Annotated in this window: 20 protein-coding genes and 2 pseudogenes; 9 read left to right on the top strand and 13 right to left on the bottom strand. The window is 63.2% G+C overall.

Going from position 1 to position 24,634, the window contains the following annotated elements:
* The first annotated feature begins 558 nt into the window (after positions 1-558).
* Positions 559-1,485 carry a glutaminase gene (locus tag QQS38_RS04095; RefSeq protein WP_479644106.1) on the top strand — a complete coding sequence of 309 codons (927 nt, stop codon included), beginning with the start codon at positions 559-561 and terminating at the stop codon, positions 1,483-1,485.
* Between the two features lie 190 nt (positions 1,486-1,675).
* On the opposite strand, the gene trhA is transcribed toward QQS38_RS04095, so the two are convergent.
* Entirely contained in the window at positions 1,676-2,296 is a 621-nt protein-coding gene (gene trhA, locus QQS38_RS04100) for a PAQR family membrane homeostasis protein TrhA (protein WP_479644524.1), read from the bottom strand.
* A gap of 267 nt (positions 2,297-2,563) precedes the next feature.
* On the opposite strand from trhA, the gene QQS38_RS04105 reads away from it, so the two are divergent.
* The 3 genes from QQS38_RS04105 to QQS38_RS04115 all read left to right on the top strand — a co-directional run bounded on the left by QQS38_RS04105 (position 2,564) and on the right by QQS38_RS04115 (position 6,284).
* A complete protein-coding gene (locus tag QQS38_RS04105) occupies positions 2,564-4,069 on the top strand; it encodes an NfeD family protein (protein ID WP_479644107.1) in 1,506 nt (501 codons plus the stop codon).
* A complete protein-coding gene (locus tag QQS38_RS04110) occupies positions 4,066-4,821 on the top strand; it encodes a slipin family protein (RefSeq protein WP_479644108.1) in 756 nt (251 codons plus the stop codon). The genes QQS38_RS04105 and QQS38_RS04110 overlap by 4 nt, the downstream gene beginning before the upstream one ends.
* Positions 4,822-4,982: 161 nt before the next feature.
* Complete coding sequence (locus tag QQS38_RS04115) at positions 4,983-6,284, top strand: NCS2 family permease (RefSeq protein WP_479644525.1); 1,302 nt, start codon at positions 4,983-4,985, stop codon at positions 6,282-6,284.
* A gap of 112 nt (positions 6,285-6,396) precedes the next feature.
* Here QQS38_RS04115 and QQS38_RS04120 read toward each other — a convergent pair whose 3' ends face one another.
* Positions 6,397-6,687 carry a DUF1488 family protein gene (locus tag QQS38_RS04120; protein WP_479644109.1) on the bottom strand — a complete coding sequence of 97 codons (291 nt, stop codon included), beginning with the start codon at positions 6,685-6,687 and terminating at the stop codon, positions 6,397-6,399.
* A 322-nt stretch (positions 6,688-7,009) separates the two neighbouring features.
* On the opposite strand from QQS38_RS04120, the gene QQS38_RS04125 reads away from it, so the two are divergent.
* From QQS38_RS04125 to purU, 5 genes are all read left to right on the top strand, one after another.
* Positions 7,010-7,360 (top strand): 2Fe-2S iron-sulfur cluster-binding protein, encoded by a 351-nt coding sequence (locus tag QQS38_RS04125; protein ID WP_479644110.1) that lies wholly within the window; start codon positions 7,010-7,012, stop codon positions 7,358-7,360.
* A gap of 29 nt (positions 7,361-7,389) precedes the next feature.
* Complete coding sequence (locus tag QQS38_RS04130) at positions 7,390-8,637, top strand: NAD(P)/FAD-dependent oxidoreductase (RefSeq protein WP_479644111.1); 1,248 nt, start codon at positions 7,390-7,392, stop codon at positions 8,635-8,637.
* A 219-nt stretch (positions 8,638-8,856) separates the two neighbouring features.
* Positions 8,857-9,141: a DUF3331 domain-containing protein gene (locus QQS38_RS04135; RefSeq protein WP_277428966.1), complete on the top strand. Its 285-nt coding sequence runs from the start codon at positions 8,857-8,859 to the stop codon at positions 9,139-9,141.
* A 270-nt stretch (positions 9,142-9,411) separates the two neighbouring features.
* Positions 9,412-10,974 (top strand): methyl-accepting chemotaxis protein, encoded by a 1,563-nt coding sequence (locus QQS38_RS04140; RefSeq protein WP_479644112.1) that lies wholly within the window; start codon positions 9,412-9,414, stop codon positions 10,972-10,974.
* A 130-nt stretch (positions 10,975-11,104) separates the two neighbouring features.
* On the top strand, positions 11,105-11,983 hold the full coding sequence (gene purU, locus QQS38_RS04145; protein WP_479644113.1) for a formyltetrahydrofolate deformylase: 879 nt from the start codon (positions 11,105-11,107) through the stop codon (positions 11,981-11,983).
* A gap of 101 nt (positions 11,984-12,084) precedes the next feature.
* On the opposite strand, the gene QQS38_RS04150 is transcribed toward purU, so the two are convergent.
* The 11 genes and pseudogenes from QQS38_RS04150 to QQS38_RS04200 form a co-directional block, all read right to left on the bottom strand.
* Positions 12,085-12,948 (bottom strand): glycine betaine ABC transporter substrate-binding protein, encoded by an 864-nt coding sequence (locus QQS38_RS04150; protein WP_479644114.1) that lies wholly within the window; start codon positions 12,946-12,948, stop codon positions 12,085-12,087.
* A 123-nt stretch (positions 12,949-13,071) separates the two neighbouring features.
* Positions 13,072-13,329, bottom strand: a pseudogene (locus QQS38_RS04155) (2Fe-2S iron-sulfur cluster-binding protein); the annotation flags it as partial.
* Between the two features lie 77 nt (positions 13,330-13,406).
* A pseudogene (locus tag QQS38_RS04160) lies at positions 13,407-14,223 on the bottom strand (FAD-binding oxidoreductase); the annotation flags it as partial.
* Between the two features lie 33 nt (positions 14,224-14,256).
* Positions 14,257-15,498, bottom strand: coding sequence for an aromatic ring-hydroxylating oxygenase subunit alpha (locus tag QQS38_RS04165; RefSeq protein ID WP_479644115.1), 1,242 nt, complete (start codon positions 15,496-15,498; stop codon positions 14,257-14,259).
* Positions 15,499-15,578: 80 nt separating this feature from the next.
* A complete protein-coding gene (locus tag QQS38_RS04170) occupies positions 15,579-16,364 on the bottom strand; it encodes an electron transfer flavoprotein subunit beta/FixA family protein (RefSeq protein WP_479644116.1) in 786 nt (261 codons plus the stop codon).
* Positions 16,361-17,536: an electron transfer flavoprotein subunit alpha/FixB family protein gene (locus tag QQS38_RS04175; protein ID WP_479644117.1), complete on the bottom strand. Its 1,176-nt coding sequence runs from the start codon at positions 17,534-17,536 to the stop codon at positions 16,361-16,363. Before QQS38_RS04175 ends, QQS38_RS04170 begins: the two co-directional genes overlap by 4 nt.
* A gap of 4 nt (positions 17,537-17,540) precedes the next feature.
* Complete coding sequence (locus tag QQS38_RS04180) at positions 17,541-19,466, bottom strand: (Fe-S)-binding protein (RefSeq protein WP_479644118.1); 1,926 nt, start codon at positions 19,464-19,466, stop codon at positions 17,541-17,543.
* A gap of 2 nt (positions 19,467-19,468) precedes the next feature.
* Positions 19,469-21,532 (bottom strand): oxidoreductase, encoded by a 2,064-nt coding sequence (locus QQS38_RS04185; protein ID WP_479644119.1) that lies wholly within the window; start codon positions 21,530-21,532, stop codon positions 19,469-19,471.
* Positions 21,533-21,616: 84 nt separating this feature from the next.
* Entirely contained in the window at positions 21,617-22,150 is a 534-nt protein-coding gene (locus QQS38_RS04190) for a DUF5943 domain-containing protein (protein WP_479644120.1), read from the bottom strand.
* 41 nt (positions 22,151-22,191) lie between these two features.
* The gene (locus tag QQS38_RS04195) at positions 22,192-23,163 is read right to left on the bottom strand and encodes a dipeptidase (protein WP_479644121.1); all 972 of its coding nucleotides are present in this window, start codon (positions 23,161-23,163) and stop codon (positions 22,192-22,194) included.
* 78 nt (positions 23,164-23,241) lie between these two features.
* Positions 23,242-24,516: a serine hydroxymethyltransferase gene (locus tag QQS38_RS04200; RefSeq protein WP_479644122.1), complete on the bottom strand. Its 1,275-nt coding sequence runs from the start codon at positions 24,514-24,516 to the stop codon at positions 23,242-23,244.
* Positions 24,517-24,634 lie beyond the last annotated feature (118 nt).

The raw sequence follows: 24,634 nt of genomic DNA on the forward strand, positions 1-24,634 counted from the left end.
CTTATCGGCCAGATCCGAAGACCCAACCTCGCGTTCGCCATCAAGCGCCCACACTTATCGACTGTAAATTTTTAAAGATCGCGTCGCTCAACCAACCAGCACCGAAAGAAGCCTTTCTAGCACCGCCTGTCTTGCGTTGCTGCGTCAGCAGCAGAGAAACGAGATTATGCAGAGTCTTTCACATCACGTCAACTGTTTTTTAGCGCTCACGCTATCGAACCGCCACCGCACCTGCCCCCTGCAACCCCGGCGCAAACCCACTCGCCACAAGGCCCCGCTTCCCTTCGCTCAGTCGCATCGACTGCGCGAAAGGGCGTGATTCTAGGCGCGTTCCGAACGCGCCGCAAGCGAAATTTCGCAGCGGCACGCGGCGGCCATTTCGAGCCTATCAACGAGGGCCCGCCCGGCGCACACCGCAACCCTTGACGACACCGTGCGCTTGCGGGTTCCATACGGGCTCCGCGAGTCATCGCGCCCCGTTCAAGCAAGGGGCAAAGGCCGCGGCGAGGCCTCTCGCGCCTATCGATCTATGTATCGGCCTATGAAACGAACCACTCAATGAGCCAGCAACCGAACTACGCGCACCTTCTCGAGCAGATCTATCGTGATATCGCCCCATGGCGAACGAAAGGCCGCATCGCCAATTACATACCCGAACTCGCCAAGGTGCCCGCCGAGCGCTTCGGCATGGCCGTCGTCACCTTGGATGGGGACGTCTTTACCGTCGGCGATGCGCACGAGCGCTTCTCCATTCAGAGCATCTCCAAGCTCTTCGCCTGCACGCTCGCCTTTCAATTGCTCGGCGACGCCCTCTGGCAACGCGTCGGGCGCGAGCCGTCGGGCACGGCGTTCAATTCGCTCGTGCAGCTCGAAACCGAGCGCGGCCTGCCGCGCAATCCGTTCATCAATGCCGGCGCGCTAGTTGTCACCGATGTGCTGTGCCGACGCTTCGTGCGCGCCGAAACCGCACTCGTGCAATTCGTGCGGCGGCTGTCCGGTGCGCCGGATATCGATTACAGCTCCCGCGTCGCGCAGTCCGAACTGCAGCATGCCGAGCGCAATCGCGCGATGGCGCATTTCATTGCGAGCTTCGGCAACCTGGAAATGCCCCCGGAAACCGTCGTCGACGCCTATTGCCGCCAGTGCGCCATCGAAATGAATTGCGTGGAACTGGCGCGCGCGGCCCTGTTCCTCGCCAATGGCGGCGTGTCGCCCGCGACGCAAGAACAAGTATTGGATCCCAGCCCGGCCAAGCGCCTGTCGGCGCTGATGCTGACCTGCGGCACCTATGATGCCGCCGGAGACTTCGTTTTTCGCGTCGGCCTGCCGGCCAAAAGCGGCGTCGGCGGCGGAATCGTCGCCGTGCTGCCCGGCGAAATGGCCGTCTGCGTCTGGTCGCCGGGCCTCGACGCCAATGGGAATTCGCTTGCCGGCACACTCGCTTTGGAATGGCTGACAACGTATTCCGGACGATCCATCTTCTAAAGCACGAGGTCTCGCGCGGTGGATCTGGCGCAACGGCGAGAGGCTACCGACGCGCGCCAGCCTGCTCGATGGACAGGCCGCCCGCGGCAACAATCGCCAAGATCGGCCCCTCTCTGCCAGCCATCGATGGAACGATGGCTGGCAAGGGGGCGCCTAGTGCTGGTGGATCGACGAAAATCCTGGCCGGCAGTCACGCCACATATCCCGCGATGCTGACGAATTGGCACAAGCTGCCGCCGAGCACGAACAGGTGCCAAATACCGTGTCCGTGCCGGATGCGCTCGTCGTTGATGAAAAAGTAGATGCCGGCGCTGTATATCACGCCGCCGGCAAGGAGCCACGCCGTCCCAGCCGGGGGAAGCGCATGGATCAACGGGCGGAAAGCCACCAGCGCAAGCCATCCCATCAACACGTAAAGCATCATCGAGACGCTGCGGGTGCGCCGCCCGAGCGTCAGTTCCTGCGCGATGCCCAGCGCAGCGAGTCCCCAACTCACGCCGAACAGAGACCATCCCCACGGCCCGCGCAGCGTGACGAGCGTAAATGGCGTGTAGCTGCCGGCAATCAGCAAATAAATCGCGGCGTGATCGCATTTCTGCAGAACGGCTTTCAGCAGTGGACGGCGCACGCTGTGATAAAGCGTCGAAACGGCGTACAGCACGCACAGCATTGCGCCGTACACGCTGAAGCTCACCACCTTGTACGCATCGCCCTCCACGGCGCCCATGGTCACGAGGGCGGCGAGGCCGGCCACCGACAAGACCGTGCCCACGAGATGGGTAATGCTGTTGAAACGCTCACCGACATGCACGACGCCATCCTCCCACCGGTGCATCGACACAAAGAGGATCGATCATACCGGCCCAGAGACGAACGCGGCGCGGCGGGCGGACCTTTTGACGCACCCGGCGAGCAACCGCCACTTCGCGGTGCGTCGATCGTCGACCGCCCTCGCCAGCAGATTGCGCTCGGTTTCGCACCGTCGTCTGTTAGCGAAGCCCCGGGAATCGTCCTAATCTTTAACCGTTAGGGCAGCCGTTCCGCCGGCGGCGGCGCCACCCCGCGCCGAGTGAAAACGATGAACACCCACCCGTTGCCGAGGATTGCGTCGGCGCTCGAAGCACCGCTAGCCACGCGCGTACGGCTCGTTCGCCGCTTTGCGACCTGCGTTGCCCTTCTAGCCTACGTATGCGTGTGCGCCGGCCTCGGGGCGGCGGCGCCCGTCAGCGGGCCCGGCGCCACGGATAGCCGGGTCGTCGTCATTCCTGTGATCGGCGCCATCGGTCCCGCCAGCGCCGACTTCATCACACGCTCGCTCGCGAAAGCCGCGGCGCAGCGGGCGCAACTTGCAGTCATAGAACTCGATACGCCGGGCGGGCTCGATACCTCCATGCGGCAGATCATCAAGGCCATACTCGGTTCGTCCGTGCCCGTGGCCGCATTCATCGCGCCTGGCGGCGCTCGCGCGGCAAGCGCAGGTACCTACATCGTGTATGCCAGCCACATCGCGGCGATGGCCCCGGGCACGAATCTGGGCGCGGCCACGCCGATCCAGCTAGGCGGGCCGGGCGGCGCCGCGCCTGGGACGCCGAACGCGCCCGATGGCCGAACCCGAGCCGCTTCCGCCCCAGTCGCCACCGATTCGCGATCGACCGAGACGCGCAAGCAGATCGACGACGCGGCCGCCTACATTCGTGGACTCGCACAGCTGCGCGGGCGCAACGCCCAGTGGGCCGAGCGCGCCGTGCGCGAGGCCGTCAGCCTATCTGCCAACGAAGCGCTCGAACAGCACGTCGTCGACCTCACGGCTCGCGATCTGCCCGATCTGCTCGGCAAGCTCGACGGCCGCACGGTAGAGACCAAGAGCGGCCCGCACGTACTGGCAACGGCTCACGCCGCCGTCGTCACGCTCGAACCCGACTGGCGCAGCCAAGTGCTGGCGGTCGTCACGGACCCGAACGTCGCGCTGATTTTGCTGACCATCGGCATGTACGGCCTCTTTTTCGAATTCGCCAATCCAGGGTTCGTGCTGCCGGGCGTTGCCGGCGCCATTTGCCTCTTGATCGGTTTATTTGCATTGCAGTTGCTCCCGATCAGCTATACCGGCCTTGCGCTGATCTTGCTCGGCATCGCTTTCCTGATCGCGGAGGCGTTCCTGCCGACGTTCGGCACGCTCGGCTTCGGCGGCATCGTGGCGTTCGCCGCCGGAGCGCTGATGCTCATCGATACCGAGGCGCCCGGCTATGGGGTGCCGCTCTCCTTGATCGCAGCCATCTCCGCGGTCGGGGTGGTTTTCGTCTTTTTCGTTTCGAACTTCGCCTATCGCGCGCGACGGCGGCCCGTGGTCACCGGAAGCGAAGCCTTTATCGGCAGTCTGGGTGAGATCATCGACGGCCCCCTGGCGCCGGCGGATGGCCAGCCCGGCAGCGAGAACGTCGGGTGGGCCCGCGTGCACGGTGAGCGCTGGCGCGTATGCGCGCCGACACCGATCGCGCCGGGCGCACGCGTTCGCGTCACCGGCCGGCGGGGGCTGACGCTCACGGTCGTGCCCATAGAAGAACTACCAAAAGGAGTGTCGCCATGATCGGATTCACCTACAGCTTCGGCACGTTGCTGCTTTTGATCGTCCTCGTCGTCATTGCTTCGTCGATCCGCATTTTTCGCGAATACGAACGCGGCGTCGTGTTCATGCTCGGGCGTTTCTGGAAAGTCAAAGGGCCGGGGCTCGTCCTGATCATTCCGGTCGTCCAGCAGGCCGTGCGCATGGATTTGCGCACCATCGTCTTCGACGTCCCGCCTCAAGACGTCATTACGCGCGACAACGTGTCCGTGAAGGTCAACGCGGTCGTGTACTTTCGCGTCGTCGACCCGGAAAAGGCCGTGATTCAAGTCGCGAAATATTTCGAAGCGACGAGTCAACTGTCGCAAACGACGCTGCGCGCCGTGCTCGGCAAGCATGAGCTCGATGCGTTACTGGCCGAGCGCGAGCAGCTGAACGCCGACATTCAGCAAACCCTCGACGCGCAAACGGACGCCTGGGGCATCAAGGTGTCGAACGTGGAGATCAAGCACGTCGACATCAACGAGTCGATGATTCGCGCCATCGCGCGCCAGGCCGAAGCCGAACGGGAGCGCCGCGCCAAAGTCATCCATGCGGACGGCGAGCTGCAAGCGTCGCAAAAGCTGTTGGAGGCGGCGCAAACGCTTGCGCGCGAGCCGCAAGCCATGCAACTGCGCTACCTGCAGACTCTGACGACGATCGCCGCCGACAAGAATTCCACCATCGTCTTTCCGCTTCCGATCGACCTGCTCTCCACCCTGCTCAATCGCCGCTGAGCCCTCGCCACGCCTCCTCGGGCGCCATGCGGCATGCGACGTGCATGCCGCGGCTGGCCTGCGCCAATAATCGCCATTACACTGTGCGGCTGATTTTTCAGCTACGCGCAACATACGACAGGAGACACGCGCCCATGGAACAAGCCAAAGCCTTTTCGTTGCTGGAATCGGCAAGACGCTACTTCGGCTTCGCAGAGGCAGGCACCGACCTGCGCACCGAGATCTTGGCCGGCGTCACGACCTTTCTGACGATGGCCTACATCATCTTCGTCAACCCAGCCATTCTCGGCGATGCGGGGATGCCCAAAGACGCCGTCTTCGTCGCCACGTGCCTCGTCGCCGCCATTGCGACGTTGATCATGGGCCTCTACGCGAATTACCCGATCGCCTGCGCACCAGGCATGGGACTGAACGCCTATTTCGCGTATACGGTCGTCAAGGGCATGGGCTTCACTTGGCAAGCGGCGCTCGGCGCCGTGTTCATTTCCGGATGTCTATTTCTGATCGTGACGCTGTTTCGCGTGCGCGAGGTGATCGTCAATGGCATACCGCGCTCGATCCGCGTCGCCATAACCGGCGGCATCGGGCTCTTCCTCGCGATCATTTCGCTGAAGACGGCCGGCATCGTCGTCGGCAACCCGGCCACCCTCGTCACGCTCGGCGATCTGCACAAGCCTGCCGCGATTCTCGCGACGATCGGCTTCTTCGCCATCGTGACGCTCGATTTCCTGCGCGTGCGCGGCGCGATCTTGATCGGGATTCTCGGCGTGACCGTGCTCTCGTTCTTCTTTGGCGGCAATGAGTTTCACGGCGTCATGTCGACGCCGCCGTCGATCGGCCCCACGCTCTTGCATCTGGACGTGCGCGCCGCGCTGTCCACCGGCATCATCAACGTGGTGCTCGTGTTTTTCCTCGTCGAACTGTTCGATGCAACCGGCACGCTCATGGGCGTGGCCAATCGCGCCGGGCTGCTCGTGCAAGGGAAGATGGACCGTTTGAACAAGGCGCTGCTTGCCGACAGCACGGCTATCGTCGCCGGCTCGCTGCTCGGCACCTCCTCCACGACGGCCTATATCGAAAGCGCCTCCGGCGTGCAAGCCGGCGGGCGCACGGGGGTCACAGCGATCACCGTCGCAGTATTGTTTCTGGCGTGCCTGTTCTTTGCGCCCCTGGCCGGCGTCGTGCCCGGCTATGCCACCGCGCCCGCGCTACTCTATGTTTCCTGCCTCATGTTGCGCGAATTGGCCGATTTGCCTTGGGACGATGCCACCGAGGTCGTGCCCGCGGCCCTCACCGCCCTCATGATGCCGTTTACCTATTCCATCGCCAATGGCGTGGCTTTCGGGTTCATCACCTATGCGGGTCTCAAGCTGCTGACGGGTCGCGCTCGGCAGGTGAAGGCGGTAGTCTGGATCATCGCCGCCATCTTCCTGTTCCGTTTCTTTTACTTAGGCTCGGAGTGACCGGGGAGCGCCGCCCGCGGGCGGCACGCGCAACGAGGCCGCCGCGACGCGGCGAGCGCCGGCGTGGCGAGGGTGTGGCGCAGGTGCACCGCCGATAAGCACAAACCGGCGTTCAGGCGCGAGCGTTGGCTTCGTAAAAGCGGACGTAGCCGCTGCGCAGCCTCGCGCACTGCCCGCCCGTCTCCGAAAGCAATCTGCGCGTGGCCGCTTCGATCCGCTGACGATGCGCGTCGAAGGCGCCGACCATATCTTCGAGTCGCGGGGACGCCGCGCCGAAATGGTCTTCGAGCGCTTCCGCCGTGATGCTGCACCAAATCCGCTCCCCGTTTACCACCGCGGGAAACGCCACGATCAACTCACGCCCCGAATACTCGGGGGCTTCTTTGGGAAAACTGATCTGCATGGGATTCGCCTTTGCCGTGACGAAAACACGCCGATAACCGCGCCGGTGGGAGGTGCTTCCTTCTTGCTGGAAGCGCGGGCTGCCGGCAGGGACATAGCGACATCCACGCCGATTGAATACACTCTAGGACTTTTATGCAGACGAGCAAGTTTTCCTTGCCAATCTGGCGAAATCGGCCATTGATCCAACAAAACGGCATGGCATTTGCATTCGACGCTTCCGCCACTTTCGTTTTCCTTTCGTTTCTGATGAAATCCCGGGGCGGGTCCGCCTTCCGACAAGGCAACTCGTACCGTTTCGCGCTTTCCCGTTCGCCCGGCCCATGACCGCATCGTCTGCTACTCGCGTCCCCATCGTTCGCATCGACCCGCAGGGCTACCGCTTCGAAGCGCCCGCCTCTCTTACGCTGCTCGAGGCGGCCGCCTGCGCCGGGGTACGGCTGCCGCGCTCATGCCGCAACGGAACCTGTCGCACGTGCTTGTGCAAGCTCGTGTCGGGAGAGGTCAGCTATCGAATCGATTGGCCCGGCGTGAGCCGCGAGGAACAGGGCGAGGGATGGATCTTGCCCTGCATTGCGATAGCCGCTACCGATCTCGTCATTGCCGCACCCGACGCCGAACCGACCCGGCCGGCGCATGCTTCGCAAAGCCGGCGCGGCGCACGCCGCTTTTGAATCCCATCGATAAACACGGACGCCACCCCATGGATTTCGACGTCGTCGTTCTCGGCGCAGGCATCGTCGGCGTGTCTTGCGCCATTCATCTGCAGGATCGCTCGCGCCGCGTCGCGCTCGTCGATCGCCGCGCCCCCGGAGAAGGAACGAGTTTCGGCAACGCCGGGCTGATCGAACGCTCGGCAGTGGTCCCTTACGCTTTCCCGCGCAGTTTGAGCACCCTCGCTCGGTACGCGCGCAATCGCTCTACCGATCTCTATTGGGACTACAAGGGGCTGCCGTCATTCTTGCCCTGGCTCGCACGATATTGGTACGAGTCGGCGCCGCACCGCTTGGCCGCGGCCGCGCGCGACATGCTGCCGCTGATCCGCGCATGCGTAGACGAACACGAGGCGCTGATTGCGCGGGCGGGCGCCGATGCACGCGCCCTCGTTCATGACGGCGGATGGATCGAAGCGTTTCGAACGCCCAGCGAGTTCGCCGTCGCCGCCGAGCGAGCGCAGCAGATCGCCGACGCGCAAGGCTTGCACCTCGATACGCTGGACGCCGCGGCGCTGCACGGCCGGGAGCCGGCGCTCTCGGGCGTCTTCTGCGGCGGCCTGCATTGGAAAGATCCGACGCGCGTGACGAACCCCGGCGCGCTCACCAAGGCCTATGCCGGTTTATTCCAAAGCGCCGGCGGCCGTGTATTGACCGGTGACGCCGCCACCGCGCGCGTGGAAGGCGACGGCTGGATCGTGCAGACGACGAGCGGCCCGATCACCGCGCGCGAGGTCGTCGTGGCCCTCGGCCCTTGGTCCGATACCGTTTTCGCCCCGCTGGGCTATCGCATCCCGCTGCGCGCCAAACGCGGGTACCACATGCACTACGAAGCGACCAGCGCCGCGCCGCTCGGCCGGCCGGTTCTCGATCGCGAACAAGGTTATGTGATTGCACCGATGCAACAAGGGCTGCGCCTGACCACGGGCGTCGAAATCGCGGCGCGCGAGGCTCCGCCCACGGGCGTGCAACTTGCCCGCGCCGAAGCATACGCGCGCCCGGCATTCGGGCTCGGCCGACGCCTCGATGCCCAGCCTTGGCTCGGGCTGCGCCCTTGCATGCCCGATATGCGGCCGGTGATCGGCAAAGCCGAGCACCATCGCGGGCTGTGGTTCGCCTTCGGCCACGCGCATCACGGGCTGACGTTGGGTCCTGTCACCGGCAAGCTGCTTGCCGAAATGATGATGGGGGAAACGCCATTTACCGATCCTCGGCCCTATAGCCCCTCCCGCTTTTGACCGAACGCATGCCACCGGATACCGAGGCCTAATATCGGCGGCCGGCGCATTAGTTGTCGCGAAACAACGCCGTTGCGATATCGTGTGCATAAAAGTGTGCAAATTAGCGTAGCGGCGCTTTGATTGTTTCCGTTTTAAGAATGGTGTTTCTACGGATATAACGATAGCGGTTGAGCCCGGACCCGAATACATTTAGGGGGCTCGATGCCAGGAGCCGCTATGAGGACAAAAAAGTCTTGCGCCATAGACGCTAGCCGCGTCCAAATCGAAATACTCGAACAATCCGATACCACACTGATCATTCGCTGGGTCGAGCCGGGCCGCTGTCACTACGGTGAGCAGCGGTGGCGGCGCCGTTCGGCCAATTCGTCGGGAACGTGCGTGGTCTCTCGCCGGGCGATTCGCCGCGGCGATGCCGTGTTTCGCCCAGCCGAACGTCCGGCGCCGGCGAATGCGGGCGCAATGATCTCGGTCGAGGCATTTCTTGCCACGGTCGAGGATTAATTCCAATTGATCTGACGGTTTTCACTACTGTTTTCAGTAGTTGACAGCAATCGTCGATTTACGGCGAATTTTCGCCATAGGCGATCAAGCGTTTGCCCTGCTCGCCATCGTCTTGCTCGCACCGTTCGCGCCGCATCCGCTTCGCGTCCTTGTCGTAATTGATCATGCCGCTGTCGCCTATCGACAATAGGCGCGCAGCTGGGGTGCCGATATTCCTGCGGTAGGCGCTGTTCCTTGCGCTTTCCTGAACGCCCGCACGCGAGTATCGCCATGTTCAAATCGCTTTCGATTCGAGGCGGCCTTGCCGCCACCATAGCCGGTTACACGGCGTTGCTGATGCTCGTCATCGGGGGCGCGCTCGCCCTGCTTTACGCCGGCCGAGAGGATCTTGCCGCCATGTATCGCGACGATACGGCCTCTCTGCTGCACTTGAAAACGAGCTCCGAACGGCTGCTCATGTTGCGCGGCGGATCGAGCGAAGTCGAACAATTGATCAGCGCGGGTCAGCCTGCGCAAAAGCAGATTGCCCGCCTTCATCAATTGCTCGCACAAAGCAATGAGGAACTCGCCGCCTACCAGCACGGGCATGCGCCCGACGCGGCCGAGCAAAAGATTCTGGAAGCATTGCTTGCACGCCGCCAAACGCTGTTGACGCAGACCTTCCAAAAGGCGCTGTCGCAATTGGACAGCGACAACATGGTCGATTTCCTCGCGACGCAGCGCGAGGCGTCGCCCGCATTGTTCGCGGACTATCAAGACGCGATGACGGCATTGGAAGACGTGCAATTGGCTCGACAGAAATCGCGTTTCGAGCAAGCCGACGCGCGTTTTCATCGCGCGTTGTGGGTGCTTGGCGCAGCCGCCGCGATCGCGCTGATACTCGGTTTGCTCATGCAACGAAGGCTGGCTCGCGCCATCGTTACACCGGTCAATTCGGCCGTCGAACACTTCGATCGGATCGCCCTAGGCGATCTGACCCACGACGTCATCGTCGAACGCGCCAACGAAATGGGGCATTTGCTCGCCCGCCTCGGCCAAATGCAAACCGGATTGGCGCAAACGGTGGGCCAAGTGCGCGCCGGCGCCGAAGCCATTGCAGGCGACGTGCGCACGATCGCCCACGGCAACATGGAGTTGTCGGATCGCACCGAAGAACAAGCGTCATCGCTGGAACAAGCGGCGGCCAGCATCGAGCAATTGACCGCCACCGTGCGGCAAACGGCCGACAATGCGCGCAGCGCGCGCGCCTACGCGGGCAACGCGGCCGAAATTGCCATAAAGGGAGGCGACGCCATGGCGCGTGTCGTCTCTACGATGAATGCGATTTCGGCTAGCTCGACGCAGATCGCCGGTATCGTCGGCGTGATCGAAGGCATCGCGTTTCAAACGAACATTCTCGCGCTCAACGCAGCGGTCGAAGCGGCGCGCGCAGGAGAAAACGGACGCGGCTTCGCGGTCGTCGCCTCCGAAGTGCGCAACTTGGCGCAGCGCTCCGCAGCGGCCGCGAAGGAGATCAAAGCGCTGATCGGCGATTCGACGCTGCGCGTGGACAGCGGCAGCGCGCTCGTCGGCGAGGCCGGCGCGACGATGACCGAACTTACCGACGCCGTCGATCGCGTGCGCACCATCATCGCCGAGATCAGCCTCGCCTCGGAGCAGCAGTCGATCGGCATCGAGCAAGTCAATGCGTCGGTCTCGCACATGGAGCAAGCGATGCAACGCAATGCGGCGTTGGCCGAGGAGGCGTCGGCAACTGCCGTGTCGCTCGAAGATCAGAGCCGGCGCCTCGGCGAGGCGGTGTCTCGGTTCCAACTGCCGTTGAGCGCGCACTGACGCCCGGATACCATCGCCACGGCGATTCGGTTCTATCGTCGCGAAGCGCGCCCTGCTCTACTGGCATATGCCGCGCGAAGGTACGCATACGGGTATCGCGCGCTTTCTCATGGAGACCAGGGCTATTCCTATGTCCACACCTGACCGTTCTCATCAATTCATACTGACGCTCGCTTGCCCGAGCGCAGCGGGCCAAGTCGCGGCCGTTGTCGCGCTGCTCGACAAACACGGCGGCTATATCGACGAGTTGTCGGTTTTCGACGACGATCTCAGCGAGCGCTTCTTCATGCGCTGCGTCTTTCACGGCGCGCGCGGACAGAATGCGCCGCTGGATCTGAAGGCGCTCAAAGCCGAATTCACGCCGACTGCCGCTTCATTCGATATGACGTGGGCGATTCACGATGCGAATGTGCGGCCCAAGGTGCTGCTGATGGTATCGAAACTCGAGCACTGTCTGGCCGATTTGCTATTTCGTTGGCGCATGGGCGAATTGAAGATGGACATCGTCGGCATTGCGTCGAATCATACGACGCTCGAGCCGATGGCCGTTCAGCACGGGCTGCCGTTTCACTATTTGCCGTTGACCGCCGACACGAAAGCGCGGCAGGAAGCGCGGCTACTCGATCTGTTCGATACGACGGGCGCCGAGCTGATGGTGCTCGCCCGATATATGCAGATTCTGTCTGAAGCGACGAGCCGCACGCTGGCGGGCCGCGCGATCAATATCCATCACTCGTTTCTGCCCGGCTTCAAGGGCGCAAAGCCCTATCACCAAGCGCACGCCCGCGGGGTGAAGCTTATCGGGGCGACGGCGCATTTCGTCACGGACGACCTGGACGAAGGGCCGATCATCGAGCAAGTGGTCGAGCGCGTCGATCATTCGCATAGTCCCGAGCGGCTGCTGGCAGTGGGGCGCGACGTCGAATGCATCACGCTTGCGCGAGCGGTGAAGGCTTTCATCGAGCGGCGCGTATTCATCAACGGCGAGCGCACGGTCGTTTTGCAATAATGCAATAACGCAGTAACTCGAACCTCGATCCAGCGATAAAAAAACGGGGTACGGCGGCCTCAAGGCCACGTACCCCGTACAGGGACACTCAATTCTTAGGATTACTTAACGTCCGCCACCCAGCTGGCGACGCGATCGGGGTGAGCCGACACCCATGCCTTGGCCGCTTCTTCCGGCTTCGTGCCGTTCTGCGCCGCGAGCATCACGCTGTCGATCTCACCCGGTTTCCACTGGAACTTCTTCAAGAACTCGACCACCTGCGGCGCCTTTTTGTCGAGTTCGGGGTTGATCACGCTGTCCACATGCTCCGCGCCGCCGAACACCTTCTTCGGATCTTCCAGGAACTTGAGCTTCCATTTGGCGAACATCCAATGCGGCGCCCAGCCCGTCACGACGATCGGCTTGTTCGCATGGATATCGCGTGCCAACTCGGCCGTCATCGCGCTGCCCGAGCTCGGCATCAATTGATAGCTGAGGTTGTATGCCTTGATCGCATCGTCCGCTTTCTTCATCACGCCCGCGCCCGCATCGATACCCACGATCCGTCCGCTGAAATCGCTCTTTTGGGCCTCGAGATCGGCGATCGTCGTCGCTTTGACGTCGACCGGCACCACCAAGCCGATTTTGGCGTCAGTGAAGTTGGCGCCGACGTCCTCGACCTTCGATTTGTATTGCTCCCAATACGCGCCGTGCGTGGCCGGCAGCCAAGCCGACAGCGTGGCGTCGAGATCGCCGCGCGCCACTCCGCCCCACATCACGCCGGCCGCTACGGGCACGAGCTTGACCGGGTAGCCGAGCTTCTTTTCGATGACCTGCGCAGCGACATTGGACGTCGCCACGCTATCGTCCCATCCTTCGACGTAACCGATCTTGATGGTCGGCTTACCGTCGGCAAACGCCGGCGCCGCACTCGCTAGCGCCGCGCCCAATGCGGCGCTCAGCAGCAATCGTTGAAGCAGTTTCATAGTGGTCTCTCCTGGTCGTCCATCCGCGGCGCGGGTGATACAGGCTTTAGATTGAATAGCCAAAAATCGTCGGTGAGTGCGTTTTCCGACATGCGTTTGCACGCAAGCGACCGCCGGATGTCGCTATTTGTCGACGACTAGATCGCTGAGCGGTTTGCTGCAGCAAAGCAATACCATCCCTTGATCGATCTCGCGCTGACGGATGCCGCCGTTGTGGCGCATGTCGACCTGCCCCGAGACCAGTTTCACCTTGCACGTCCCGCACATGCCCTGCGTGCACGACGACGGCAGGCGCAAGCCCGCCCGCTTGGCGGCGTCGAGCACGTGTTCGTTCGCGGCGCACTCGATGTCGCGGTGAGTCTTGGCGAAGGTCACGGCATATCGGGTCTCGCCGGATGCAGCCTCGCCCTCCACCGGCGCGCTCGCGCCTTCGCTGGCCGCGGCCTGCTCGGCAGGCGAAAGGGAATCGAAAGAGAAGCTTTCCTCGTGGTAACGCGCGCGATCGAAGCCCGCTTCATCGAGCAGGTCGCGCACCGCCTTCATGTAAGGCGCCGGACCGCACGTGAAAATCTCGCGTTCCATGAAATCCGGCGCGATCAAACGAAGCAAAGGCAACGTCAGGAAGCCGGTGACGCCAGGCCAATTCGTCCGCTGGCCAATGCGCTCGCAGACAAAGGACGTCCGGAAACGCTGCTGATTCGACGCGATGAGATCGAGCTCGCGCGCGAAAATGATGTCGTCGGGCGTACGCGCGCTATGGATAAAAACGATATCGCGATCTTCGCCGAGCTCATGGTGAGAGCGGCTCATCGACATCAGCGGCGTGATGCCCGAGCCCGCGGATAAGAACAGGTACTTGCCCGCGGGATGGCGCGCGCACGTGAATTCGCCGGCCGGCCCCAACACCCGCACGGCGTCGCCGGCGCGCAGGTTCTCGTGCAGCCAATTCGATACCTTGCCGCCCGGCACGCGCTTGACCGTGATCGAAATCGTGTGCGGGCGAGTCGGAGCCGACGAGATCGTATAGCAGCGATTGATCGTCTCGCCGTCGATTTCCAGTTCCAGCGTGATGAACTGCCCCGGCTCGAACGAGAAGGTCTTTCCCTCGCGCGACATGAAGAAAAAGCTCTTCACGTCGTGCGTTTCCTGCCGCACTTGGCAGCAGACGAGCGTTTCCTCGTCGTCGCTGCTCCACGGCGCGCCGAGCGCGCGCCAGAATGCGGGGCGCGCGAGGCGTCCTTCTTGCGGCTCTAAGGTTTGCGCGTCTCGCATCATGCTATGCCTCGTCACTTGCTGACCGACCGATCGTTAGGCGCCGACGTGAGCGCCGAGGCGGCCGATATACCAATCGCAGAATTTTTCGACGAGCCCCTCCGTGAACGGCGAGTACGGACCCGGCTCATAGGCGCTGCTGCCCGCGCCGCGCTGCGAGAATTCGACCAGCGTACGGTCTTGCGCGTTGGTCGCATTCCACACCGCCGTCAGGTTCGGGACGTCGTAATCGACACCCTCGACCGCATCCTTATGCACCATCCACTTCGTACGCACGAGCGTTTTTCCGGCCGAGAGCGGGATCACCGAAAAGGTGACGATGTGATCGCTCATGAAGTGGTGCCACGAATTCGGCTGGGTCCAGAACGACAGGCCGCCCAAATCGGCGCGCTTGAATTCGCCCAGCAGCTTTTTGGAGGCGACTTTCGCATCGAGCGTTTGCGATTCGCCGCTTCGATCGAGCGGTAAGCGCTGGGTGCGAAAACCGGTGACATCGCTCAGCCGCTCGATTTCGACCGACGGCAGACTCATCGCTTCCCACTGGGCCGCGCGCTCGACGCAGGTGCGCTGAAATGCGGCCATACCTTCGGCATTGGCCGGCGACGGTTGATAGCCGAAGCCGTATTCATAGAGCGAGACGGTCAACTCAGGATGGTTCGCGACGCAGTGATAGCACTCGCGATTGTTCTCCATCGTCAGCTTCCAATTGCCTTCCTCGATGATGTCCACTTGCGCCGCGATCTTGCAGTTGGGAAGGTCATGGGGCAGCAGGTACGGCTCCATCGCGGCGCGCATGACCGAAAAATCGGTGGGGGGCTCCGGAGCCAGGCAAATGAAGATCAAGCCGCCCAAACTCTCCACGTGGACCGACTTCAGGCTGTGCTTGCAGCGGTCGAACTTCTCGCCCATGTGCTCGGCGAACATCAGCGCGCCGCTCAGGTTGTAGGTCCAACTGTGATAGGGACAGACGATGTTGCCGACCGTGCCGCGTTCTTCGTTGCACAGGCGCGCGCCGCGGTGGCGGCAAACGTTGTGGAATGCGCGGATCGACATGTCGTCGTCACGCACGATCAGCACCGATTCGCCAGCCAGCTCGACGGTCACGTAGTCACCAGGCTCGGGGATATCGGGTTCGACCGCTACATGAATCCAGTGCTTGCGAAAAATCGCTTCCATATCGAGCGCGAAAATTTCTTCGCTACGGTAAAACGGGGCTTCGAGGCTGTAGCCTTTTTTGCGCCGTTCGATGAGCGCGCGAATGTCTGCGGATACGGTCATGTCTGCTCCGGATGCTTTTGACTTGCTGTACAAGTGCTTGTCGCTAAGTTCGTGTCTTCGAGGCCGGGCGGCCTTTCGATTCAATAATCGACGAGTCGATGCTCTCGCAAATAACTGAGGATCACTTGTGCTTTTTCGACCGAAGTCCCCTCAATTACGACGTTTCCGCCACGGCTTTCCGTCGTCGTGGCCGTCAACATGCGCGCATGCCCGGAACGCTTTTCAGCTGCGGCGAGCTTGATCGGTTTGCGCTGCGCCGGCCCGATTCGCCACGCGTGCGCGTCGCTGTCGGCCAAAGCGGGTTCGAGATGCGACTCGATCGCGCCGGCCGCCGCGCGCGCATACGCATAGCGCGGCGTCACGGCCGCCTGCGGATGGACCGCGACGACGGCGGGCAGGCTCGCTTCGATGCTGCGACGAAAGCCCTTCGGCAGGAACTGCGTGATCGCTACGGCGTCTCGTTGAACGGCAACGTCTAGCGCCGATTCGACCAGCGCATATCCCAGGGCATCAGCCAACCGATACGGAAGCATGCCCGTATCGTAGGCGCCTTCCGCGCGGGTGCCCGTCAGGACCAGCGGGACGCCCCGCAAGTGCCGCGCCAGCAGCAGCGCCGCGTCGTCGGTATCGCTGCAGGCCAATACGTCGATGCGCGACGCGCCCAATGCCAGATAGTCCGTCAACGCCAAATTCGATGCGTCCCCGGCATGCAGCACCTCTAGCCGAGCGCCGTGTTTCTGCGCTAGCGTGCGGGCGATTTCGAGCGCGGCGGCGTCGTTGCGGCTGTAGCACGAGACCCCGCTCACGCGGTGGCGCCCCACCGAAACCAGTACGGCGATCCGATCCAGCTTCTCTATCGTATTCATGCCGCGACCCCTTCACGAACGTTGCCGCTCGCCTGCACCACAGGTAGATGACTCGCTTGCTTGGCCCGCTCGACCTGGCCCGTCAGCGCCTCGATCGTCGATTGCGCATCGGCGATCACGGTGAGATTGGCGCGCTTGACGATCGGTGCGCTGCCGTCGAGATTGACGGCGATGACGTGCCGGCAGTCCTTGATCCCTTGCAGATGCTGAACGGCGCCCGATATCCCGAAGGCGATATAGACGCTCGCGTTGACGGTCTTACCCGTCGCGCCGACTTGTTTGTCGCGCGTGAAGTGGCCATTATCGACCGCCACTCGGCTCGCCCCGATCGCCGCACCTAGCGTTTTCGCGAGTGCTTCGAAAGCGGCGATGTCGGTCACGCCGTTGCCGGCGGAAACGATGAAATCGGCCTCCTCGAGCGCCACTTGTGCGGCGTCGAGTTGCGTCGTGCCTCGGTCGACATATCGCGTCACATCCGACGGCGCGTTGGCCGTGCTCGGCGCCGCCACGCGTTCGCCGGCGCCGACGAACGGCAGCTTTACCGCCACGGCCTCGGGATCGAGCAGGATGACGTCGGGCCACGCACGCGTCGCAAACGACGCGCCGGCCTGCACATAGCAGCCGACATGCTCGGCGTCGATTTCGACCACGTGCGTCGCAATGCTGGCCTTGGCCCGCGCGGCGTAACGCCGGCCGAGATCGCCGTCTCCTGTGGCGTTGTCGGGCAATAGGACATGCGCGGGCCCGAACGCGGATACGCAGTCGCGTAACGCCGCGAGTGCACGATCGGGCGCGAATGCGGGCCGCGCCAACTCAGGCAATTCGACGATCCTATCCGCGCCGAGCGCGGCGGCATCGTCCGTCAACTCCCCGAACACGACCAAGATCACTTCCGTTGCCGCATCGGCCACGATGGCCGCCGCGGCCACCACCTGCCGCGCGTGCTCATCGAGCGCGCCGCGATCGCTGTGCGCGGCGACGAGCAGCGCGCGCGCGCCGGCTTCATGCACGCGGCGCGGCTTCACCTTCTGCGCATGGGCGCCATGCAACGCGGCATGCGCCGCTTCGTCCATGGCGCCCGCGATGTGTTCCGCACCGAGCGTGATGCGCTTGAGCCCCGATGGCGCGATGATGAACGGCCGGCGCGGATCGATTCGTTTGACGTTATTCATGGCCTCACTCCAGCGCGGCGGCGACGAGCTCGGCGACGTCGAGCACTTCCGGCCGCGGACCCACCACGCCTTCGAGCATCGCGGTACAGTTCGGGCACCCCACGGCGACCACTTCCGCGCCGATCGCGCGGGCGTCGGCCATGCGGATGTCGGGAATCCGCGCCTTGCCCGGAATGTCGGTCAGCGGCGCGCCTCCGCCCCCGCCACAGCAGCGTCCGCGCATGCCGTGGCGCTCCATCTCGATCACCTTGATACCGATCGATTTGAGCAGGCGGCGCGGCGCCTCCGTTTCGCCGTTGTAGCGGCCCAGGTAGCACGGATCGTGATAGGTGATGCGCTTGTCGGCCAACGCGGCGGAGGCCTTCGGTGAAAGGCGGCCCGCTTGCACGAGCTCGGCGACCAGGCTCGTGTGATGCTGAACCTCATAGCGCGCGCCCAACGCTCTGTATTCGTTGCGCAGACTGTGCATGACGTGCGGATCGGCCGTCACGATTCGCTTGAAGCTGAGCGCGCCCAGCGTCGACATCATCCGTTTCGCCATGCGCTGAAACGTGGCTTCATCGCCCAACCGGCGCGCGACGTCGCCCGTGTCGGCCTCGGCCCCGCCCAGCACCGCGAAATCGACTCCCGCCTTGTTCAACACTTTGACGAGCGCGCGCAGCGTGCGTTGGTACCGCATGTCGAAGGCGCCTTCACCGGCGATCAGCAACACATCGACGGCTACGCCCGGTTGTGCGACGCGAGCGTTCAGGTCGACCGCCCAGTCATATCGCGCCGCGATGTCGTAGCCGCCCGCACTCCCCGTCTCGCGCAGATTGGCGAGCACCTCGGGCGCCTTTCCCGGGACGTCGCCCTCGGTCAACGTGCGATGGCGTCGCATGTCGACGATGGCGTCCACATGCTCGATCAGCATCGGGCATTCTTGAACGCATGCACGGCAGGTGGTGCATGACCAGATCGTGTCCGCTTCGATCAAGCCGGAGACGATGGGGCCGTTCGGCTGGCCGCCGTGACGCCCGACCGCGATACCGGGCGTGGGGCTACCCGCATACGTTGCATCGGTGCCGCCCACCATTCCGGTGACGAGGTCTTGAATCAGCTTCTTCGGATTGAGCGGCTGGCCTGCGGCGAAGGCCGGGCAGGCTGCCTCGCACTTGCCGCATTGCACGCACGCATCGAAGCTCAACAATTGATTCCAGCGAAACTCGACCGGTTTCTCGACCCCATAGTCGCGATGCTCGATATCGGGCAGCTTCAGTGCGGTCGGGGGCGTTGCTTCGCCGTTTCCGGTGTACGACTCCCGCGTTTGGGCAAAGCGTTCCTGGCGGGGATGGAAAGCCAGGTGCAGCAAGCCGGCGATCGCGTGTTTCATCGGGCCGCCCTTGGCTGCGCCCATCGTCATCGCAAATGCGCCGACGCCGATCAGCACCGCACAAATCACGGCGAACCCCCGCGACATCGCGGCGGCCGGCACGAGCGTAAAGAGCGCGAGACCTAGTGCAAACGAGCCGAGCAGCCAGGGCAACGTGTTCCAGGGGCCGCGCGACAACCGGGCCGGCACGTCCTTCGCTCGACGACGGCGCCACACGAAGACCGCCCCGATCAGCATCGCGAGCGCCGCGAGGAAAATCAGCTTATCGAGCCACGGCGAGTAGATGGCGAGGCCATAGTTGACGAACACGAGCGCCAGCGCGGCGATCGCGCCTCCGGCCGTGGCGACGTGGGTCTTCGCGATATACGGGTCACGCGCGACGACATGATGCAGATCGACGAAATAGCGCTTGGGAATGGCGAACAGGTTCGAAACACCGAACGCGCCAGGCGTCGTGGCTCGCCCGAGACGCCAGTACGCCGAACGTTTGGCGACGGCGAAGACGAGCCCGCCGACCGACAGCCAAAGCAGCACGGTGATGAGAAATGCCGGGCTCATGATCAGAAGTCCTTGCAAAGCCGCAGCGAGTCGTAGATTGCGCCGTGAATGTTGTGCATCGAAATGCAATCTCCCACGCGGAACAACAGGAACCGGCCATTGCCCAATTCCTCGGACAAGCAAGGCTGCGGCTCGGCGGCAAAGAGCTTGTGCACATCGATTTGCCCGCGATTGAGCGACTCCGGCTTGAGCTTCCAATAGAGCGAATCGTTAGGAGTGCTACCGTTTTCGATCACGACTTGATCGACGGCGCGCTCTTCCTGCTCTTCCGTGTACTCGTTGCGCAGCACGGCGATCTTCTTGCCGTCGTCCTCGTAGACGCGGTCGAGCCAATAGTTCGGCGTATGGATCACGCCCTGAGCGTAGAGTCGCCGATAGAAGATCGGGAAAGTCGTGCCGCCGCAATCGTCGGCAACTTTCACGTCGGGGGTGACGATCTCGACCTTCGAGCCGCGGCTCGAAATGAAATCGGCCACGCCCGCGCCAGCATGTGTGCTGACGCCGTCGTAGACGAGCACGTTCTGCTTCGGTTCGACTCGCCCGGAGAGGATGTCCCACGAACTGACCGCCAGCCCTTCGGCCACACCCCACTGTGCGCCCTGGTCGGAGAACGCACGGCCGCCCGTGGCGAGCACGATGATGTCGGGCTTCTCCGCCAGGATGGCTTTGTCGTCGGCCTCGACGCCCAAACGGCGGTCGACGCCCAGACGCTTGGTCTCCATATCGAACCAGCGCACGATGCCCGCCATCTGCTCGCGCTGCGGCGCTTTCGCAGCGAGCAGAATCTGCCCGCCGACTTCAGTGTTCTTCTCGAACAGTACGACGTCGTGCCCGCGCGAGCGCGCGACGCGCGCCGCCTCCAGCCCGGCCGGCCCCGCCCCCACGACCACGACTTTGCGCTTCGGCCCGCGCGATTTCTCGATCACGTGCGGCATCGTCGCTTCACGCGAGGTTGCGGCGTTTTGCACGCAAAGCACGTCGAGGCCGTTGTATTGCCGGTCGATGCAATAATTCGCGCCGACGCACTGCTTGATTTCGTCCTCTCGCCCATCGCGGATCTTGATGACCATATGCGGATCCGCGATTTGCGCGCGCGTCATGCCCACGAGATCGATCATTCCCGATGCCAGCAACCGTTCGGCTTGGCCCGCGTCGCGAATGCTTTGTGCGTGCATGACGGGGATATCGACCACCGATTTGATGCCGGCCGCCAGATGCACGAAGGGCTCGGGCGGCAGCGCCATCGGCGGCATGCAGTTCGCCAACGTGTTGTGCGTATCGGCGCCCGAGCCGATCACGCCGAGGTAATCGATGAGGCGCGTCTCGGCCATCGCATGCGCGATTTCCTTCAATTGTTCGTGATCGAGACCGTCCTCGTGAAACTCGTCGCCGCACATGCGCAACCCGACGACGAAGTCGGGCCCGACGGCTTCGCGCACGGCCGTCAACGCCTCGACGCCGAAACGCAGGCGATTGGCGAGGCTGCCACCCCACTCGTCGGTGCGAAAATTCGTGCGCGGGCTCCAGAACTGATCGATCAAGTGCTGATGCGCGGCGGAGATCTCGATCCCATCCATGCCGGCCTGCTTGACGCGCTTGGCCGCAGCGGCGAAATCCTGAATGATGCGGCGAATTTCTTCTACTTCGATCGTCTTCGCATTGCCGCGATGGACGGGCTCGCGCACGCCGGAGGGTGTCATCAGGTGCGGCCAATGCTCGCCGTGAAACGCGGAGCGACGACCCATATGCGTCGCTTGAATCATGATCTTCGCGCCGTGGCGGTGCATCGTCTCGGCAAGCCGGTTCAACGGATCGATCACGCGATCGGTCGCCAGGTTGACCGACTTCCACCAGCCTTGTGGGCTGTCGATCGACACGGGGCTCGAGCCGCCGCAAACCGCCAAGCCCACGCCGCCCTTCGCTTTTTCCTCGTAGTAGCGGATATAGCGATCGCCGGGCAGGCCGCCCGGCTCCGCATAGACTTCCGCATGCGCCGTGCTGACGATGCGATTGCGCAGCGTCAGTTGGTTCAGCGTCATCGGTTTGAACAGATGGGGGTAGCGCATGTCGATCGACCTCGAACGAATTCTGTGACGAGCTTTACTGCCGTAACGCCTTGACGCGTTGTAGCTGCGACGACGAGCGTCGTATTAATGGGGAAGCGGCGAGACCTCGAACACGCAGTACTCGTGCCCTTCGCCGGCGCATTGCGTTTCCTTCGATTGCGAGCGGGGGCCCTTGCGCCCGCTCGCATCGGTATCGTTGACCCAATCCATTGCCCCGGCGAACCAACCGGCGAACATGTAGCAAAGCTTGCCTTCCTTCTCGGGCTGGGCGAGCACGAACGAGGAATGACGCAACTCGATCCGCGCGTGCGCGCTCGCCGGGTCCGCCTCGGAGATCTTGAACAGCCCCCAGCCGCGCTGCGAGAGGCGTTTCAGATAGTGTTCGAATACCGCCATGCCGCTCAGGCCGTGTTGCTTGGCTTCCTTATCGCACCAGTGATAGGCCGACTTGTAGCCTGCCTTGTAGAGAATGTCGGCATAGGCCTCGCGTCCCAGCGCCTCTTCCACGGCAACGTGGTTGTTCGTGAAGAAATGACGCGGCACGTAGAGCATTGCCAGCGCGTCCGTCGTCCATACGCCGGTATCGGGATCGACGTTGATCGGAAGTTGCGGTTGCATGAGAAAGGTTCCTGACTAATCGACTAATCGGTAATGGCGCCTCACGCGCCCCACACGTCGCGGAATACGCGCACCCAGTTCTCGCCCATGATCTTGCGGATCCGCGTCTCGCTCCACCCTGCGCGTTCCATCGCGGCCGTGAGATTCGGGAATTCGCCGATGGTCCGGATGCCTTCCGGGTTGACCACCTTGCCGAAGTTCGTCAAACGGCGATAGCGGCCCTTGTCGTGCGTGAGCCAATCGAAGAAATCGACGCTGTAGCCTTGCGTGAAATCGGTGCCGATGCCGACTGCGTCTTCGCCGATCAAGTTGACGACGTAGTCGATCGCTTCGATATAGTCCTCGACCGTCGCATCGATGCCGCGCTTGAGGAACGGCGCGAACATCGTGACGCCGACGAAGCCGCCGGCATCGGCGATTTCCTTCAGCTGCGCATCGCTCTTGTTGCGCGGATGCTCCTTGAGCCCCGACGGCAAGCAGTGCGAATAGCAAACCGGCTTCTTCGAGAACGCGATCGCCTCCGACGACGTGTTGCCGCCGACATGCGAAAGATCGACCATGATGCCCACGCGGTTCATCTCCGTGATGACTTCGCGGCCAAAATCGGAAAGGCCGCCGTCGCGCTCATAGCAGCCCGTGCCTACCAAATTTTGCGTGTTGTAGCAAAGCTGCACGACGCGCACGCCCATATCGGCGAAGGCTTCGATGTAGCCCAGGTTGTCCTCGAACGCGTGCGCGTTCTGAAACCCCAGGATCACCCCGGTTTTGTTCTCGCGCTTCGCGCGTGCGATGTCGTCGGTCGTGCGCACGAGCGTCAAGATTTCCGCGTGCTCGCGAATTTGCTGCTTCATGAGCGCGATGTTGTCGACGGTTTTGGCGAAGCTCTCCCAGACCGAGACCGTGCAATTGGCGGCCGTGATGCCGCCCTTGCGCATGTCTTCAAAAACCGATCGTTCGAACTTGGAGATGTTCAAGCCGTCGATGATGATGCTGTTCTCGTGCAAAGTAGACATCGATTGCTCCGGGCGTGGGCTAATGCAATGAAAATCGGTATGAGCCGCTAAAGGTGTAGCGTCCAACTCGCGGGCGCCTCAATAAATCGGGTATTGCTCGCACAATGCAAAAATCTCGCGCCGCACGCGCTGCTCGGTCTGCGAGTGGCCCTCGGGGTGGTGCGTCAACGCCTCGAACACCTCGAGAATCAAGCGGCCGATCTGCTCGAACTGCTCCGTGCCGAAGCCGCGCGTGGTGCCCGCGGGCGTACCGAGGCGAATGCCCGAGGTCACCGTCGGCTTCTCGGTGTCGAACGGAATGCCGTTTTTGTTGCAGGTGATGCCGGCGCGCTCGAGAGCAGTCTCCACTTGGGTGCCTTTGAGGCCCTTCGGCCGCAGATCGACGAGCAGCAAATGATTGTCGGTGCCGCCCGTCACGAGATCGACGCCGCCTTCGCGCAGCACCGCGCCCAGCGCCTGCGCGTTGGCCAAGACGCGATCGATGTAGCGCTTGAAGCCGTCTTCGAGCGCCTCGCCGAAAGCCACGGCCTTGCCCGCGATCACATGCATGAGCGGCCCGCCTTGCAGCCCCGGGAACACGGCCGAGTTGATCTTTTTCGCGATGTCTTCGTCGTTGGTCAGTACGAAGCCGCCGCGCGGGCCCCGCAGCGTCTTGTGCGTGGTCGAGGTGACGACATGGGCATGCTCGATCGGATTGGCGTGGCGCCCCGCCGCGATGATGCCCGCGATGTGCGCCATATCCACCATCAGCTTCGCGCCCACCCGATCGGCGATGGCGCGAAAGCGCGCGAAATCGAGTGCGCGCGGGTACGCGGAAAAGCCCGCGATGATCAGGCTCGGGCGATGTTCGTCGGCCAGCGCCTCGACGCGGTCGTAATCGATAAGCATCGTGTCGCGGCTCACGCCATACTGCACGGCGTTGAACCACTTGCCCGAAAGCGCAGGCTTGGCGCCATGCGTGAGGTGGCCGCCCGCGTCGAGCGACATGCCCAGGATGGTGTCGCCCGGCTTGGCGAGCGCCAGCATGACCGAGCCGTTCGCCTGCGCGCCCGAGTGCGGTTGGACATTGGCGAACTGGGCGCCGAACAATCGCTTGACGCGCTCGATCGCGAGCGACTCCACTTCGTCAACGAATTCGCACCCGCCGTAATAGCGCTTGCCCGGATAGCCTTCGGCATACTTATTCGTCAGCACAGAACCTTGCGCTTCCAGCACGGCCCGGGAAACGATGTTCTCCGATGCGATCAGCTCGACCTGCGACTGTTGTCGCTCGAGTTCGCGAAGGAGCGCCGCGCGCACGGGCGCATCGCGTTCGGCAAGTGTCTGCGTGAAAATCGGCTCTGTATTCGACATGGCGGGTCCGTATTGATGGCGCGGCGCGCTTGTGCTGCGGCGCCGCCGCCGTTCGTTGGCGACGACTCTATTCTTGTCGTTCGCCCATTTGGCGGATTGACGAATTCAGACGCGTTCT

The organism is Trinickia sp. Z7 (genome assembly GCF_056498045.1).